Here is a 15,636-nt window from a genome sequence, read left to right on the forward strand (position 1 = left end):
TGACTTCAACCGGTGGCCGGGACCGGTCAGCTCGCGGTCACAGGTCGTCGCTGGAATCTCAGGAAAATCAGGCATTTCGCGACCTCGTCCGCCGGGGCACTGGCATGGACGGGTTCTTGTCAGCCCAGGTGACCCGTGGGTAGCGTGAGCCCCGTCACGTCCGTTGAATCGTTTTAATGAATGGGTGCTTGCGTCATGGTCCAGTCCTCTTCCGTCGCCCCACGGCCCGCCGCACGCCGAGCTCTGGGCGTCATCGTCTCGCTGGTGCTCGTCGCCGCGACCCTGCTGGCCGGCGCAGGCAGCGCCACCGCAGCCGACGGCATCGCGGTCGGCAGCCTGCAGACCAACGCGCGCACCAAGCCGCTGGGGATCTCCGGCGACGACCCGACGTTCAGCTGGAAGTCCACGTCGAGCGCCCGCGGTGTCGTGCAGAGCGCGTACGAGGTGCGGGTCGGCACGAGCGAGGGCGCGGATGACGTGTGGTCCTCCGGCAAGGTCGACTCGGCCAACCAGGTCGACGTGAGGTACGGAGGTCCCGACCTCGCGTCACAGACCCGCTACTTCTGGCAGGTCAAGGTCTGGGACGGTGACGACCAGGCCAGCGACTGGAGCACGCCCACGTGGTTCGAGACCGGCATCCTCAACGCCGGCGAGTGGACCGGCGACTGGATCGGCAAGTCCGCAAGCGGCGAGGTCGACAAGTGGACCGACTACACGGCTGACATCGACTTCGACATCAAGGACCTGGCGATCGGCGTCTTCCTGCGGGCCAAGGACACCAGCAACGCGTACATGTGGCAGATCTCGACCGCCGACGGCACCGACGTGCCGAAGTTCCGCCCGCACAAGCGGGTCAACAACACGTACACGCTGCTCGACAACAAGCCGATCACCAGCATCTCGTCCGCGGCGCTGCTCAACGGCACGCACCGGCTCTCCGTCACGGTCGACGGCAGCACCATCACGACGAAGCTCGACGGCACGCAGATCGACCAGCGGACCGACACGTCGTTCGCCAAGGGCTTCGTGGGCTTCCGTCAGGACTTCGCCAACAACGTCAACGAGACGGCCGACGTCAAGGCCGTCAAGGTGACCGCCAAGAACGGCGACGTGCTGCTCGACACCGACTTCTCCGCGGGCAACCCCTTCAACGGCGGCACCGTCACGCCCGACGGCCTGCGGGTCGGCGACCGCAAGGACGTCCTGCTGCAGACCAACGACTCCAACAAGCCGCTGCTCCGCAAGGAGTTCGCCACCGAGTCCGGCAAGGAGATCAAGTCGGCGCGGGTCTACGCCTCGGCGCACGGCGTCTACGAGCTGCAGCTCAACGGCGAGCGCGTCGGCGACCAGTACCTCGCACCCGGCTGGACCGACTACAACAAGCGCATCCAGTACCAGACGTACGACGTGACCGACCAGCTCAACAACGGCGCGAACGCGTTCGGCGCGGAGCTCGGCAACGGCTGGTGGGCCGGCAAGGTCGGCATGTGGGGCCCCGGCATGTACGGCAGCAACGTCGGCCTGATCGCGCAGCTGCGCATCGACTACACCGACGGGACTCACCAGGTCATCAAGACCGACGACACGTGGAAGAGTCATTTCGGGCCGTGGGTCGCCGCGGACAACATCGACGGCGAGACGTACGACGCCAACGCCGAGCAGCCCGGCTGGGACCACCCGAACTACGACGACTCCGCATGGAACCCCGTCACGATCGCCACGTCCGACACCGCGAAGCTGGTGCCCCAGCCGGACGAGCCGGTGCGGGTGACGGGTGAGCGCCCGGCACTGAAGCGCACGACCTCGCCCGGTGTGACCAACGGCTACATCTACGACCTCGGCCAGAACATGGTCGGCGTCGCCCGCATGCGGATCCAGGGCGTCGCCGGTCAGACCGTCAAGATCCGGTACGCCGAGGAGCTCCGCCAGAACGGCGAGTTCTACGTCGGCAACCTGCGCGCGGCCAAGGTCACCGACTACTACACGTTCAAGACCACCGGCACGGTCGTCTACACGCCGAAGTTCACGCAGCACGGCTTCCGCTACGTCGAGATCTCCGGCGCGAGCACGCCGCCCGAGATCAGCGACGTCACCGGGGTGGTGTGGGGCTCGGACCTCAAGGCGACGGGTGAGCTCGAGACGTCGAACCCGATGCTCAACCAGCTCACCAGCAACATCTCGTGGGGTCAGCGCGGCAACTTCCTGTCGATCCCGACGGACACCCCGGCCCGCGACGAGCGGCTCGGCTGGACCGGCGACATCAACGTGTTCGCGCCGACCGCGAGCTACCTGCGCGACACCAGGGCGTTCCTCGGCAAGTGGACGACCGACCTGCGGGACTCGGCGCTCGGCAACGGCAACCTTCCCGGCATCGCGCCGGTGCCGCCCGGCATCGACCTCGGCAGCGGCCTCGGCTGGTCCGACTCCGCGGTCACGGTGCCGTACGCGGTCTGGCACGCCCAGGGTGACAACGCGATCGTGCGCGACAACTACGCCGCGATGAAGAAGTTCCTCGGGTTCGTCAAGACCGGCGCCGGCGCCGACCTGATCGACACGGCACGCGGCAACTGGAACGACTGGCTCAACCTCGACGACAACACTGCAACGGACGTGCTCGGCACGGCGTACTTCGCCGAGGACGCCCGCATGCTGTCGGAGATGGCGAAGTCGATCGGCGAGGACGCCGACGCGGCGGAGTACGCGGCACTGTCCAAGGCGGTTCGCGAGGCGTTCACCGACGAGCTCATCTCGTCCGACGGCACGGTCGGCAGCGGTAGCCAGACGGCGTACGCGATGGCGCTGGGCATGGACCTCGTGACCGACCCCGCCCTGCGTGAGAAGGTCGGCGACAAGTTCGTCGCCAAGCTCAAGACCAGCGACTACCACCTGACGACCGGGTTCCTTGGCACGCCGTGGCTCCTGCCGGCGCTCTCGAGCATCGGCCGGTCCGACCTGGCGTACACGATGATCCTCAAGAAGGACTACCCGTCGTGGGGCTACGAGATCGAGCACGGCGCCACCACGATGTGGGAGCGCTGGAACTCGATCGGCCCCGACGGCAGCTTCGGCGACGAGGGCATGAACTCGTTCAACCACTACGCGTACGGTGCCGTCGGCGCCTGGATGTACCAGAACATCGGTGGCATCTCGGCGGTCACGGCCGGCTACAAGAAGTCGCGGATCGCCCCCGTCGTCGGCGGTGACCTGACGAGCGGCCACGGCACGTACGACTCGGTCTACGGCACGATCTCGTCGGACTGGAAGACCGAGGGCGACGACCTGACGCTCGACGTCAAGGTCCCGGTCAACACGACCTCGACCGTCAGCATCCCGGCCGCCAACCTGACCTCGATCACCGAAGGCAGCACCTCACTCGCGGACGCTGCCGGCGTCAGTGACATCACGTACGCCGACGGCGTCGCGACGTTCACGGTGGGCTCCGGGTCGTACTCGTTCCGGTCCGACGCGAAGCGCGGTCTGTTCGGCAGCATCCTCGACGAGATCAAGAAGACCGACGACCACGCAGGCGACCTCGCCACGGCGGGAGACCTCTCGGCCGAGGCGCGGACGCACGTCGGCGACTCACTCGGCGCCGCCAAGAACGACGTCGAGGACGCGCTGGCCGCGGACATCGCCGGCGACAAGGGTGCCGTGTCGCAGCACCTCAGCGACGCCCTCGGCGCGATCCGTGAGCTCAAGACCTGGGTCGCCGGATCGGCGATCGACGGCCCGGTCAAGGGCGACCTGACGACGCGGCTGGAGAAGCTCGAGACGATGTTCGGCTCGGCCGTCGCCAGCAACCTCGGTGTCTCGGTGGTCATCCCGCCGGTCGCCGACGCGGCACAGCCCGGCACGACCGTTGCCGGCACCGTCGAGGTCGCCAACGAGGGTGACGTCGCCCTCAGCGACATCGAGGCCAAGGTCACGGTCAAGGACTGGAAGGTCGACCCGATCACCATCAGGACGGACGCGATCGGTGCCGGCGACCACGTCCAGCTCCCGTTCACGGTGGAGGTGCCCAAGCACCAGAAGCCGGGGACGTACGACGCAGCGGTCGCGCTGACGTTCACCAACACGTACGGCACGTTCACGCTCAAGGACGCGACACCGTGGGTGTCGGTCGACTCCGGCGTCCAGATCACCGGTGTGACCTCGCAGAGCCCGGTCGCGGACTCCGAGGAGCGCGCCACGCTCACGGCGACGGTCAAGAACACGGGCGACGCCGCCGTCTCCGGACAGGTCGCGGCGAAGCTGCCCGACGGCTGGACGACGGCGCCGGCATCCGACCGCGTGACGATCGAGCCGGGTGCCACGAAGGAGGTCGTGCTGCCGCTGTTCGTCGGGCTCGACGCGGTTGGCGGCGACCAGCCGGTGACGGTCGACTTCGTGGACCAGGGGGTGACCCTGGCGTCCAAGGACGACAAGGTCACCGTCAGCCTGCCGACTCCGCCGACGCAGGAGGCGACGGATCACGTCGACTTCGGCAAGGCGGCGTCCGAGACGGCGCACAACCTCATGGCCGCGCCCAACAGCGGCACGAACGTGGAGGCCGGCCTCGACCGCCGCTACGCGAACGCCAGCTTCCCCGGATCGTGGTACTCCGCCGAGTACGCGGTGACCCCGGGCCAGCCGTTCCTGCTGCGCAACCTCGAGACGTTCGACGGGGCGAAGAGCAAGAAGTACAACATCTGGGTCGACGACGTCCTCGCCAAGACGTACACGCTGAAGCAGACCGTCGGCGGGCAGTCGACCAAGACGTACCAGGTCGTCATCGACGACCCGGCTGCGATCGCCGCCACGAGCGACGGCAAGGTGCGGATCAAGTACGACTTCCCGCTCGACGCGTCGGGCTACTTCGACCCGTCGATCGCCGACAGCTGGGTGCTGCCGGTGCCCGCCGACACGGTCGCGCCGCTGGCGTCGGCCTCGGTGAGCAGCGCAGCGGCGCCGGGTGACAACGGCTGGTATCGCGGCGACGCGACGGTCGCGGTCACCGCGGTCGACAACCGCGGCGGCACCCCGGTCGTCGAGACCGGCGAGAGCGCGGGCTGGGAGCCGTACGTCGCACCGGTGCCGGTCAGCGGTGACGGCAAGCACGTGCTGTCGTACCGGGCGAAGGACGCTGCCGGGAACTCGACCGGCGAGCAGAAGGTGCCGGTCTGGATCGACGGCACGCCGCCGGCGACGCAGGTCGCGGTGACCCGGGGCTCGGGCGTCGACAACTCCGACAGGGCGACGCTCAAGCTCACGGCGCAGGACGCGCTGAGCGGCGTCGCGGCCACGACGTACCGGATCGACGGCGGTGCCTGGAAGGTGCTGGGCGACGAGGAACCGGTCGTCGAGGGCTACGGCCTCCACACGATCGACTACTTCTCGACCGATGTGGCCGGCAACCCCGAGCCGCTGCGCACCACGACCGTCGACCTGGCGGACGTGGACGTCATCCAGGCGATCGTGCCGCCGCAGGTCACCGGCAGCGCGACGTACAACTCGACGCTGACCGCCACGCCCGGCTCCTGGAACACCAAGGGCCTGACGTACGCCTACCAGTGGCTGCGTGATGGCAAGGTCGTGACCGGCCGGACCGCGACGACGTACCGGCTCACGTCGACCGACATCGGTCGCCACCTCTCGGTGCGGGTCACGGCGTCCAAGCCCGGCAAGGCGGATGCGACGTCGACCTCGGCGCAGACCGCCAAGGTGACGAAGGCTCGGACGAAGGTCACGGTCGGCTACTCCGACACGTCGGTCAAGAAGGGTCAGAAGTTCCGGCTGTCGATCGCGGTCTCGTCGAGCACCGTGACTCCGCGGGGGACCGTGCGGGTCTACGACAACGGCAAGCGGATCGCGAGCGTGACGCTGTCCTCGACGGGCAAGGCGTCGTACTCGCTGACGATGCGCACCAAGGGCCTCCGCTCGGTCAAGGTCGTCTACGTCGGCACCTCGACGGTCTACGGCTCGACCTCGACGGCAAGGCACATCAGGGTCCGGTGACCTGACGGGAGAACCCGCTGAGTCTGACGTTTCGGCGTACGCGCACGGCGTGTCGCGACAGAAACGTCAGGCTCAGCGCGTACCTGAAGGGTCCCTCAGGCGCCGGCGGTGGAGCGGCGCACGACGAGCTCGGGCTTGAGGGTCGTGTGCTTGACCTTCGAGCCGGCCGGATCGGCGATGACGTCGAGCAGCAGGGTCGCCGCGGCGGAGCCGAGCTGCTGGGCCGGCTGGCGTACGGACGACAGCGGGATCGCGGCCGAGGCGGCGAACTCGATGTCGTCGTAGCCGATGATCGCGATGTCGTCGGGCACGCGTACGCCCGCGAGGGTCAGCGCCTGCAGCACGCCGAGCGCGACCAGGTCGTTGGCGGCGAACACCGCGTCAGGTCGCTGCTTGCGGGGCAGCTCGAGCAGCTGCTCGGCGCCCCAGCGACCGGCTTGCGCGTTCATGGTCTCGGTCTCGACGAACACGATCTCGCCGGAGCCGTGCTTCTCTGCGGCGGCACGCGCAGCGGCGAGTCGGGTCTTGACCTGCGCCAGCCCGGCGGGTCCGCCGATGAAGCCGATGCGACGGCGACCGATCTCCAGCAGGTGCTCCGTGGCGATGCGGCCGCCCAACTTGTCGTCGATCGACACCGACGAGAACTCCTTGGCGCGGCTCATCCGGTCGACCAGGACGACGCTGGTGCCGCGGTCGCGCAGGCGGCGGAGGCGATCCATGACGTCGCCGACGGGCGTGATCAGGACGCCGCTCATGCGCTGCTGCTCGAACAGGTCGAGGTACGACGTCTCGCGGCTGGGCTCCTGGGCGCTGTTGCCGAGGATCAACGGCCGGGTCTCGGCGATCAGGACGTCCTCGACGCCGCGTGCCACGTCGGTGAAGAACGGGTTGGCGATGTCGAGCACGATCATGCCGATCGCGTCGTTGGTGCCGGCACGCAGCTGACGAGCCGCGTCGTTGCGGATGTAGCCCAGCTCGTCGATCGCGGCCTGGATGCGCGCGAGCGTGGCGGGGGAGACCTTCGCCGGATGGTTGAGGGCGTTCGACACGGTCGCGGGGGAGACCCCGGCGAGAGCGGCGACATCGCGTACCTGAGCCACGGCCATGACGAGGAGGTTAACACGATTCAACATTGTGGGTTGACGGAACTGTGATGGGCGTCATACAGTGCCGGAAGGCGAATTAGAACGATTCAATCGCGCCGCGAAACAGTCCCCCGAAGTCACGGAGCCCACATGAATGCGAGCGGTCCTGTCGCCCTGCAGCTCGAGCAGGTGCGCAAGTCGTTCGGTCCGGTCGTCGCCCTACGGTCGGGGAGCCTCACGGTCCACTCCGGCTCGATCCACGCCCTCGTGGGCGAGAACGGCGCCGGCAAGTCGACCCTCGTCAAGATCGTCGCCGGCGTCTACCAGCGCGACGGTGGCGAGTTCCTGCTGCACGGTGAGAGCGTCGACTTCTCGTCGACGGCTGCGTCCAAGGACGCCGGCATCGCCGTGATCTACCAGGAGCCCACCCTGTTCCCGGACCTCTCGGTCACCGAGAACATCTTCATGGGCCGCCAGCCCCTCGGTGCCGGCCGCCGCATCGACCGTAAGGCGATGCACGAGGAGGCGCTGGGCCTGTTCAAGCGCCTGGGCGTCAACCTCGACCCGCGCCGCCTCGCCGAGGGCCTGTCGATCGCCGACCAGCAGATCATCGAGATCGCCAAGGCCATCTCGCTCGACGCCAGCGTCCTGATCATGGACGAGCCCACCGCGGCGCTCAGCGGCGTCGAGGTCGAGCGGCTGTTCGCCGTGGCCCGCAGCCTGCGCGACGAAGGTCGTGCGCTGGTCTTCATCTCGCACCGCTTCGACGAGGTGTTCGCCCTCTGCGACACCGTCACCGTGATGCGCGACGGCGACTACATCTCGACCGATCCGATCGCCGAGACCACCAGCAGCCAGATCGTCGCCAAGATGGTCGGCCGCGAGGTCGGCGACCTGTTCCCCAAGACTCCGGCCGAGATCGGCGATCCGGTCCTCACGGTCACGGGCCTCGAGTCAGCGGGCGTGTTCCACGACGTCAGCTTCGAGGTGCGCGCCGGTGAGATCGTCGCCCTCGCCGGACTGGTCGGAGCCGGCCGCAGCGAGATCGCCCGCGCGATCTTCGGCGTCGACGGCTACGACTCCGGCAGGGTCGAGCTCAACGGCAAGGTCGTACGCCCGCGCAGCCCGCGCGCTGCGATCCGCGCCGGCATGGGGTTCGTCCCCGAGGACCGCCGCCAGCAGGGCCTGGTCACCGAGGCGTCGGTCGCCCACAACGTCGCTGCGGTGATCCGCTCGCGCATCGCCCGCTGGGGACTCCTCACCAACGGCAGCGAGACGCGTACGGCCGGCCCGTGGGCGGGACGCCTCGAGGTCAAGACCAACGCCCTCGACATGCACGCGACGACGATGAGCGGCGGCAACCAGCAGAAGGTCGTCATCGCCAAGTGGCTCGCGACGCAGCCCTCGCTGCTGATCATCGACGAGCCCACCCGCGGCATCGACATCGGCACCAAGGCCGAGGTGCACCGCCTGATCTCCGAGCTCGCGGGCCAGGGCATGGCGATCCTCATGATCTCGTCCGAGCTGCCCGAGGTGCTGGGCATGGCCGACCGGGTGCTCGTCGTGCACGAGGGCCACATCACCGCCAACCTCGACCGCGCGGACGCGACGCCCGAGAGCGTCATGACCGCCGCCACCAACACGATGGAAGTCCCCGCATGAGCGAGCGCCAGCGAGCGAAACGAAGGTACGTCATGCCGATGCTCCCTTACCGTTCCTTCTCCTCAAAGGGAGCTTCGGCATGACCGAGACCCTGGTGGCACCGAGCCGCCGCAGCACCGCGCAGCGCGCGGTGTCGACGCTCCTCACCTCGCGCGAGTCCGCGATCGCGTTCGTGCTGATCCTCGTGGTCGCCGCTGCGACGCTCAACACCAAGAGCTTCCTGTTCAGCGAGGACGGCTGGCGCGACCTGCTGCTGACCCCGGCGATCCTCCTGCTGCTCGCGACCGGCCAGGCCGTCGTGATCATCACGCGCAACGTCGACCTCTCGGTCGGCTCGACGCTGGCCCTCACGGCATACCTGACCGGCCGCTTGTTCGTCGACAACCCGGGGATCCCGATCATCCTGGTCGTCCTGATCGGCATGCTGGCCGGCGCCGGGCTGGGCCTGATCAACGGCCTGCTGGTGGCCCTCGGGCGGGTGCCCGCGCTGGTCATCACGCTCGGCACGCTCTACATCTACCGCGGCGTCGTGCTCTCGTGGGCCGGCTCCGACCGGATCAACGCGTCCGACATGCCCGACGGATTCCTGTCGCTCGGCACCAAGTCGATCCTGACGATCCCAGTGCTCACGATCATCTCGCTCGTCGTGCTCGGCATCGTGGGCTACTACCTGCGCACCGCACGCGGCGGCCGTGAGCTGTACGCCATCGGGTCCGACCCGGACGCCGCCAACCTCTACGGCCTCAAGGTCCGCCGCCGCGTCATCGGCGCGTTCGTCCTGTGCGGCTCGCTCGCCGGGCTGGCGGGCGTCGTGTACGCGGCGCGCTACGGCACGATCAGCTCGGGCGCCGGCCAGGACATCGAGCTGCAGGCCGTCGGGGCAGCCGTCATCGGCGGCGTCGCGATCTTCGGCGGCAGCGGCTCGGTCTGGGGCGCCGCGATCGGCGCCTGGCTGCTCATCACGATCAACCGCGCGCTGCCGATCCTCGGCGTGCAGGACTTCTGGCAGCAGGCCGTCGTCGGCGCGCTGATCCTCGGCGCCATCGTGCTCGACCGGGTGCTGGCCGCACGCAGATCACGCAAGCTCGTCGAAGCGAGGGACGCATCATGACCGCCACCACCGCCGTGCGCACGTACGCCGCACACGCGAAGCCGCTCTGGCAGCGCGCGCTCCTGACGCGCGAGTTCGCGATCATCGCGCTGCTCGTCGTGGTCTATCTCTACTCGCGCAGCGAGGTGCCGGCGTTCGACGGCCCGCTGACGGTCTACTACCTGCTGCTCGACGCCGCCGCGATCCTGCTCATCGCACTGCCGATGACGATGATCATCATCACCGGCGAGATCGACCTCTCGGTCGCGAGCACCGTGGCCCTCAGCAGCGTGCTCGTCGGCGACCTGCACCAGCACGGCATGTCGATCCCGATGGCCGGGCTCGTCGCGATCCTGGCCGGAGTGGTCTGCGGGGCGTTCAACGGCTTCCTCGTGGCGTACGTCGGACTGCCCTCGCTGGCGGTCACGATCGGCACCCTGGCGCTCTATCGCGGCATCGCGGTCGGCACGCTCGGCACCAAGGCCGTCACGGACTTCCCGCAGAAGTGGACCGACCTCGCCAAGCAGCACATCGGCGACAGCAGCTATCCGGTCATCATGATCCCGTTCCTCGTGCTCGCGATCCTGTTCGCCCTGCTGCTGCACTTCACCTCGTTCGGCCGCGGTGTGTACGACATCGGCCTCAACTCCGAGGCGGCGCACTTCACCGGCGTCAACGTCGCGCGCACCAAGTTCATCCTGTTCGTGCTCTCCGGCGCCGTCTCGGCGTTCGCGGGCATCTACATCACGCTCCGCTACGGCAGCGCCCGCGGCGACAACGCGACGGGCCTCGAGCTCCAGGTCATCGCCGCCGTGCTGCTCGGAGGCGTGTCGATCTTCGGCGGCCGCGGTGCCCTGTACGGCGTCATCGCCGGTGTCCTGTTGATCGGCGTCATCTCGAGTGCCCTGCGCCTCGAGGACGTCACGGTCAACGTCATCAACATCATCATCGGGCTGCTGCTCGTGCTCTCGGTGATGTCCACCAGCTTCCTGTCCTTGGTCACTCGGGCGTCGGCAGGAATGAAGAAACGCAGTTCCAAGAGCTCCGATGAACGCCAGCAGCTGGCGTCAGCTCACCACGAAGGGAAGAACTGATGAAGTTCAACAGAAGGAAAGCAAGCGCAATCGGTGCCCTCGCCGTCAGCGCGGCGCTCGTACTCTCCGCCTGTGGCGGTGGCTCTGACAGCGACGGCGACAAGGGTGGCAGCGGGTCGGGCAAGAAGATCTCGGTGACGTTCCTGCCGAAGAACCTCGGCAACCCCTACTTCGACACCAGCGACAAGGGCGGCAAGACCGCGATCGAGGAGTTCGGCGGCACGTACGCCGAGGTCGGTCCCGAGAAGGCCAGCCCCGACGCGCAGGTCCCGTTCATCAACACCGCGGCACAGAAGGGCATCAACGCCCTCGTCGTCTCGGCCAACGACCCCAAGGCCATCGGCGACGCGCTCAACGAGGCGCGCGACGCGGGCACCAAGGTCGTGACGTTCGACTCCGACACCGACCCGAAGTACCGCGACCTGTTCATCAACCAGGCCACCGCCGAGGGCATCGCCAAGGTGCAGGTCGACATGATCGCCAAGCAGATCGGTGACAAGGGCGACATCGCCATCTTGTCGGCGGCCGCCAACGCGACCAACCAGAACGCCTGGATCGACCTGATGAAGAAGGACCTGTCGGCCAACCACCCCAACATCAAGCTCGTCGCCACGGTCTACGGCAACGATGACGACCAGACGTCGTTCGACAAGACGTCGGCCCTGCTCCAGAAGTACCCGAACCTCAAGGGCATCGTGTCGCCCACGACCGTCGGCATCGCCGCGGCCGCGCGCTACGTGTCCGACTCGGAGTTCAAGGGCAAGGTCCAGGTCACGGGTCTCGGCACGCCGAACCAGATGCGCAAGTACGTCGAGGACGGCACCGTCCAGGCGTTCGCGCTCTGGAACCCCGAGGACCTCGGCTACCTGGCGGCGTACGCGGCCAAGGCGCTCGTCGACAAGACGATCACCGGCAAGGAAGGCGACACCTTCAAGGCCGGCAAGCTGGGCGAGTTCACCGTGGGCAAGGACGCGACCGTCCTGCTGGGCGACCCGTTCCAGTTCAACAAGGGCAACATCGCGAAGTTCAACTTCTGATGCTCGCGGTGCCCGGCCGGCAGCTTCCTCCCTGCCGGCCGGGCACCACACCCACCCCGAGAGGCCGATGAGATGCAGCGAGTGTGCTTCCAGCTCCAGGTCAAGCCCGACCGGATCGCGGAGTATCGCGAGCGGCACGCGGCGGTCTGGCCCGACATGTTGCAGGCGCTGGCGTCGACGGGGTGGCACAACTACTCGCTGTTCCTGCGCGACGACGGCCTGTTGATCGGGTACGTCGAGACGCCCTCGATCGAGGACGCCCGGGCAGGCATGGCACGCACGGAGGTCAACGGCCGCTGGCAGGCCGAGATGGCCGAGTTCTTCGTGGACCTCGGCGATCAGCAGCCAGATCAGGGATTTCTCGTGCTCGAGGAGGTCTTCCACCTGGAGGACCAGCTCGCCCGGCTCGACCGGGGCACGACGCAGGCGTACGACACAGAGCCCCATTCGAACGACGAGAAGAAGACGTGAGATGACGACTTTCAGCGCGATCAGCGCGCAGCTCGAGGGACAGGCGATCGAGGTCCCGTCCTGGGCATACGGCAACTCCGGCACCCGGTTCAAGGTGTTCGGCAGCCCCGGCACCCCCCGTACGGTCGAGGAGAAGATCGCCGACGCCGCCAAGGTCAACGAGTTCACCGGCCTGGCGCCGCTCGTGTCGCTGCACATCCCGTGGGACCAGGTCGACGACTTCGGCGCGCTGCGCCGCTACGCCGAGGACCACGGCATCGGCCTGGGCACGATCAACTCCAACACGTTCCAGGACGACGACTACAAGCTCGGCGCCCTGACGCACACCGACCCGCGGATCCGCCAGAAGGCGATCGACCACCACTTCGCGTGCATCGACGTCATGGACCAGACGGGCTCGCGCGACCTCAAGATCTGGCTCGCCGAGGGCACCAACTACCCCGGCCAGGGTGACATGCGGTCCCGGCAGGACCGGCTCGCCGAGTCGCTCGCGACGATCTACGAGCGCATCGGCGACGACCAGCGCCTCGTGCTGGAGTACAAGTTCTTCGAGCCGGCGTTCTACCACACCGACGTCCCGGACTGGGGTACGTCGTACGTGCAGGTGGCCGCGCTGGGCGACAAGGCGTACGTGTGCCTCGACACCGGCCACCACGCGCCGGGCACCAACATCGAGTTCATCGTCGCGCAGCTCCTGCGCCTCGGGAAGCTCGGCTCGTTCGACTTCAACAGCCGCTTCTACGCCGACGACGACCTCATCGTCGGTGCGGCCGATCCGTTCCAGCTGTTCCGCATCCTCTACGAGGTCATCCGCGGTGGTGGTTACGGGCCGGACAGCGGCGTCGCGTTCATGCTCGACCAGTGCCACAACATCGAGAAGAAGATCCCCGGGCAGATCCGCTCGGTGCTCAACGTGCAGGAGATGACCGCCCGTGCGCTGCTCGTCGACGCCGGCGCGCTGGAGAAGGCGCAGGCCGAGGGCGACGTGCTGCTCGCCAACGAGATCTTCATGGACGCGTTCTACACCGACATCCGTGCGGATCTCGCCGCGTGGCGCGAGGAGAAGGGCCTGCCGGCGAACCCGCTGAAGGCCTACCTCGCCAGCGGCTACCAGGAACAGATCGAGGCCGACCGCGTCGGCGGCACCCAAGCAGGATGGAACTGATGACGAACACCGCAGCAGCCGAGCTCATCGCCCGGTCCAACCGTCTGGGTTCTGACCCCAGGAACACGAACTACGCGGGCGGCAACACGTCCGCCAAGGGCACCGAGACCGACCCGGTCACGGGCGAGGACGTGGAGCTGCTCTGGGTCAAGGGCTCCGGCGGTGACCTCGGCACGCTGACCGAGAGCGGCCTCGCCGTGCTGCGGCTCGACCGCATGCGCGCGCTGGTCGACGTCTATCCCGGCCTCGACCGCGAGGACGAGATGGTCGCCGCGTTCGACTACTGCCTGCACGGCAAGGGCGGCGCCGCGCCGTCGATCGACACTGCGATGCACGGCCTCGTGGACGCTGCACACGTCGACCACCTGCACCCCGACTCCGGCATCGCCATTGCAACCGCCGCTGACGGTGAGGCCCTGACCGAGACGGTCTTCGGCGGGAAGGTCGTGTGGGTGCCGTGGCGCCGACCCGGCTTCCAGCTGGGCCTCGACATCGCCGAGATCAAGGCCAAGCACCCCGAGGCCATCGGCTGCATCCTCGGCGGTCACGGCATCACGGCGTGGGGCGACACCAGCGATGAGGCCGAGCAGAACTCGCTGTGGATCATCGAGACCGCTGCGGCGTACATCGACCAGCACTCGCGGCCCGAGCCGTTCGGGCCCGCGCTCGACGGCTACGCCGGGCTGTCCGAGGCAGAGCGCCGCGCCAAGGCAGCCGCGCTCGTCCCGACGATCCGCTCGATCGCCTCGGCCGACAAGCCGATGGTCGGGCACTTCACCGACAGCGACGTCGTGCTCGACTTCCTCGCCTCCAGCGAGCACCCGCGGCTCGCCGCGCTCGGCACCAGCTGCCCGGACCACTTCCTGCGTACGAAGGTCAAGCCGCTCGTGCTCGACCTGCCCTCATCGGCGACGGTCGAGGAGTCGATCGCGCGGCTGCGTGAGCTCCACACGGCGTACCGCGAGGACTACCAGGCCTATTACGACCGCAACGCCGTCGCCGGCTCGCCTGCGATCCGCGGGGCCGACCCGCTGATCGTGCTGGTGCCCGGCGTCGGCATGTTCAGCTTCGGCAAGGACAAGCAGACCGCCCGTGTCGCCGGCGAGTTCTACGTCAACGCGATCAACGTCATGCGCGGCGCCGAAGGCCTGTCGACGTACGCCCCGATCGACGAGGCGGAGAAGTTCCGCATCGAGTACTGGGCGCTCGAGGAGGCCAAGCTGCAGCGCATGCCCGCGCCCAAGCCGCTGGCCACCCGCATCGCCCTTGTGACCGGCGCCGCGTCCGGCATCGGCAAGGCCATCGCGCACAAGCTGGCCGCGCAAGGTGCCGTCGTCGCGATCGCCGACCTCGACCTCGCCAAGGCGCAGGCCGCTGCGGCGGAGATCGGCGGCACGGACGTCGCCGTCGGCGTGCAGGCCGACGTCAGCGACGAGGACGCGGTCAAGGCCGCGGTCGACGCGACGCTCCTAGCGTTCGGCGGGCTCGACCTCGTCGTCAACAACGCTGGGCTGTCGCTCTCGAAGTCGTTGCTCGACACCACGGTCGCCGACTGGGACCTGCAGCACAACGTCATGGCCAAGGGCTCGTTCCTGGTCTCGCGGACCGCGGCGAAGGCGCTCATCGAGCAGGGACTCGGCGGCGACATCGTCTACATCTCGTCCAAGAACTCGGTGTTCGCCGGGCCCAACAACATCGCGTACTCGGCGACCAAGGCCGACCAGGCCCACCAGGTGCGCCTGCTGGCCGCCGAGCTCGGCGAGCACGGTGTACGCGTCAACGGCATCAACCCCGACGGCGTCGTGCAGGGCTCGGGCATCTTCTCCAGCGGCTGGGGCGCCAACCGCGCTGCGGTCTACGGGGTCGAGGAGAAGGACCTCGGCGCGTTCTACGCCCAGCGCACGCTGCTCAAGCGCGAGGTCCTGCCGGACCATGTCGCCAACGCGGTGTACGCCCTGGTCGGACCCGACCTGACGCAGACGACCGGCCTCCACATCCCCGTGGACGCCGGTGTCGCGGCGGCGTTCCTGCGCTAGCC

At 68.3% G+C, this 15,636-nt stretch carries 9 protein-coding genes; 8 read left to right on the forward strand and 1 reads right to left on the reverse strand.

Translation table 11 applies throughout. The annotated features are described in order from the left end of the window. Nucleotides 1-195 precede the first annotated feature (195 nt). Entirely contained in the window at nucleotides 196-5,994 is a 5,799-nt protein-coding gene (locus tag ASE12_RS17020) for a family 78 glycoside hydrolase catalytic domain (RefSeq protein WP_056403294.1), read from the forward strand. Nucleotides 5,995-6,089: 95 nt separating this feature from the next. Here the strand turns inward: ASE12_RS17020 and ASE12_RS17025 are convergent, their stop codons facing one another. Then, nucleotides 6,090-7,100: a LacI family DNA-binding transcriptional regulator gene (locus ASE12_RS17025; protein WP_056403297.1), complete on the reverse strand. Its 1,011-nt coding sequence runs from the start codon at nucleotides 7,098-7,100 to the stop codon at nucleotides 6,090-6,092. A gap of 129 nt (nucleotides 7,101-7,229) precedes the next feature. On the opposite strand from ASE12_RS17025, the gene ASE12_RS17030 reads away from it, so the two are divergent. The 7 genes from ASE12_RS17030 (at nucleotide 7,230) to ASE12_RS17060 (ending at nucleotide 15,634) form a co-directional block, all read left to right on the forward strand. After that, a complete protein-coding gene (locus tag ASE12_RS17030) occupies nucleotides 7,230-8,741 on the forward strand; it encodes a sugar ABC transporter ATP-binding protein (protein WP_056403299.1) in 1,512 nt (503 codons plus the stop codon). A 79-nt stretch (nucleotides 8,742-8,820) separates the two neighbouring features. Continuing rightward, complete coding sequence (locus ASE12_RS17035; protein WP_056403301.1) at nucleotides 8,821-9,852, forward strand: ABC transporter permease; 1,032 nt, start codon at nucleotides 8,821-8,823, stop codon at nucleotides 9,850-9,852. Continuing rightward, nucleotides 9,849-10,925, forward strand: coding sequence for an ABC transporter permease (locus ASE12_RS17040; RefSeq protein ID WP_056403304.1), 1,077 nt, complete (start codon nucleotides 9,849-9,851; stop codon nucleotides 10,923-10,925). The genes ASE12_RS17035 and ASE12_RS17040 overlap by 4 nt, the downstream gene beginning before the upstream one ends. Then, on the forward strand, nucleotides 10,925-11,962 hold the full coding sequence (rhaS, locus tag ASE12_RS17045; protein ID WP_056403307.1) for a rhamnose ABC transporter substrate-binding protein: 1,038 nt from the start codon (nucleotides 10,925-10,927) through the stop codon (nucleotides 11,960-11,962). Before ASE12_RS17040 ends, rhaS begins: the two co-directional genes overlap by 1 nt. Nucleotides 11,963-12,034: 72 nt before the next feature. Further along, nucleotides 12,035-12,433, forward strand: a complete 399-nt coding sequence (locus ASE12_RS17050; protein WP_056403310.1) for an L-rhamnose mutarotase — start codon at nucleotides 12,035-12,037, stop codon at nucleotides 12,431-12,433. A gap of 1 nt (nucleotide 12,434) precedes the next feature. Beyond that, nucleotides 12,435-13,598 (forward strand): L-rhamnose isomerase, encoded by a 1,164-nt coding sequence (gene rhaI / locus ASE12_RS17055; protein ID WP_056403313.1) that lies wholly within the window; start codon nucleotides 12,435-12,437, stop codon nucleotides 13,596-13,598. Next, the gene (locus ASE12_RS17060; RefSeq protein WP_056403316.1) at nucleotides 13,598-15,634 is read left to right on the forward strand and encodes a bifunctional rhamnulose-1-phosphate aldolase/short-chain dehydrogenase; all 2,037 of its coding nucleotides are present in this window, start codon (nucleotides 13,598-13,600) and stop codon (nucleotides 15,632-15,634) included. The genes rhaI and ASE12_RS17060 overlap by 1 nt, the downstream gene beginning before the upstream one ends. The last annotated feature ends 2 nt before the right edge of the window (nucleotides 15,635-15,636 follow it).

It is taken from the genome of Aeromicrobium sp. Root236, assembly GCF_001428805.1.
Taxonomy (GTDB): Bacteria; Actinomycetota; Actinomycetes; order Propionibacteriales; family Nocardioidaceae; genus Aeromicrobium.

Excerpts from the sequence above, each read along its gene's own strand:
- ASE12_RS17020 (WP_056403294.1), top strand. The coding sequence starts at position 196 with ATGGTCCAGTCCTCTTCCGTCGCCCCACGGCCCGCCGCACGCCGAGCT.
- ASE12_RS17025 (WP_056403297.1), bottom strand. The coding sequence starts at position 7,100 with ATGGCCGTGGCTCAGGTACGCGATGTCGCCGCTCTCGCCGGGGTCTCC.
- ASE12_RS17030 (WP_056403299.1), top strand. The coding sequence starts at position 7,230 with ATGAATGCGAGCGGTCCTGTCGCCCTGCAGCTCGAGCAGGTGCGCAAG.
- ASE12_RS17035 (WP_056403301.1), top strand. The coding sequence starts at position 8,821 with ATGACCGAGACCCTGGTGGCACCGAGCCGCCGCAGCACCGCGCAGCGC.
- ASE12_RS17040 (WP_056403304.1), top strand. The coding sequence starts at position 9,849 with ATGACCGCCACCACCGCCGTGCGCACGTACGCCGCACACGCGAAGCCG.
- rhaS (WP_056403307.1), top strand. The coding sequence starts at position 10,925 with ATGAAGTTCAACAGAAGGAAAGCAAGCGCAATCGGTGCCCTCGCCGTC.
- ASE12_RS17050 (WP_056403310.1), top strand. The coding sequence starts at position 12,035 with ATGCAGCGAGTGTGCTTCCAGCTCCAGGTCAAGCCCGACCGGATCGCG.
- rhaI (WP_056403313.1), top strand. The coding sequence starts at position 12,435 with ATGACGACTTTCAGCGCGATCAGCGCGCAGCTCGAGGGACAGGCGATC.
- ASE12_RS17060 (WP_056403316.1), top strand. The coding sequence starts at position 13,598 with ATGACGAACACCGCAGCAGCCGAGCTCATCGCCCGGTCCAACCGTCTG.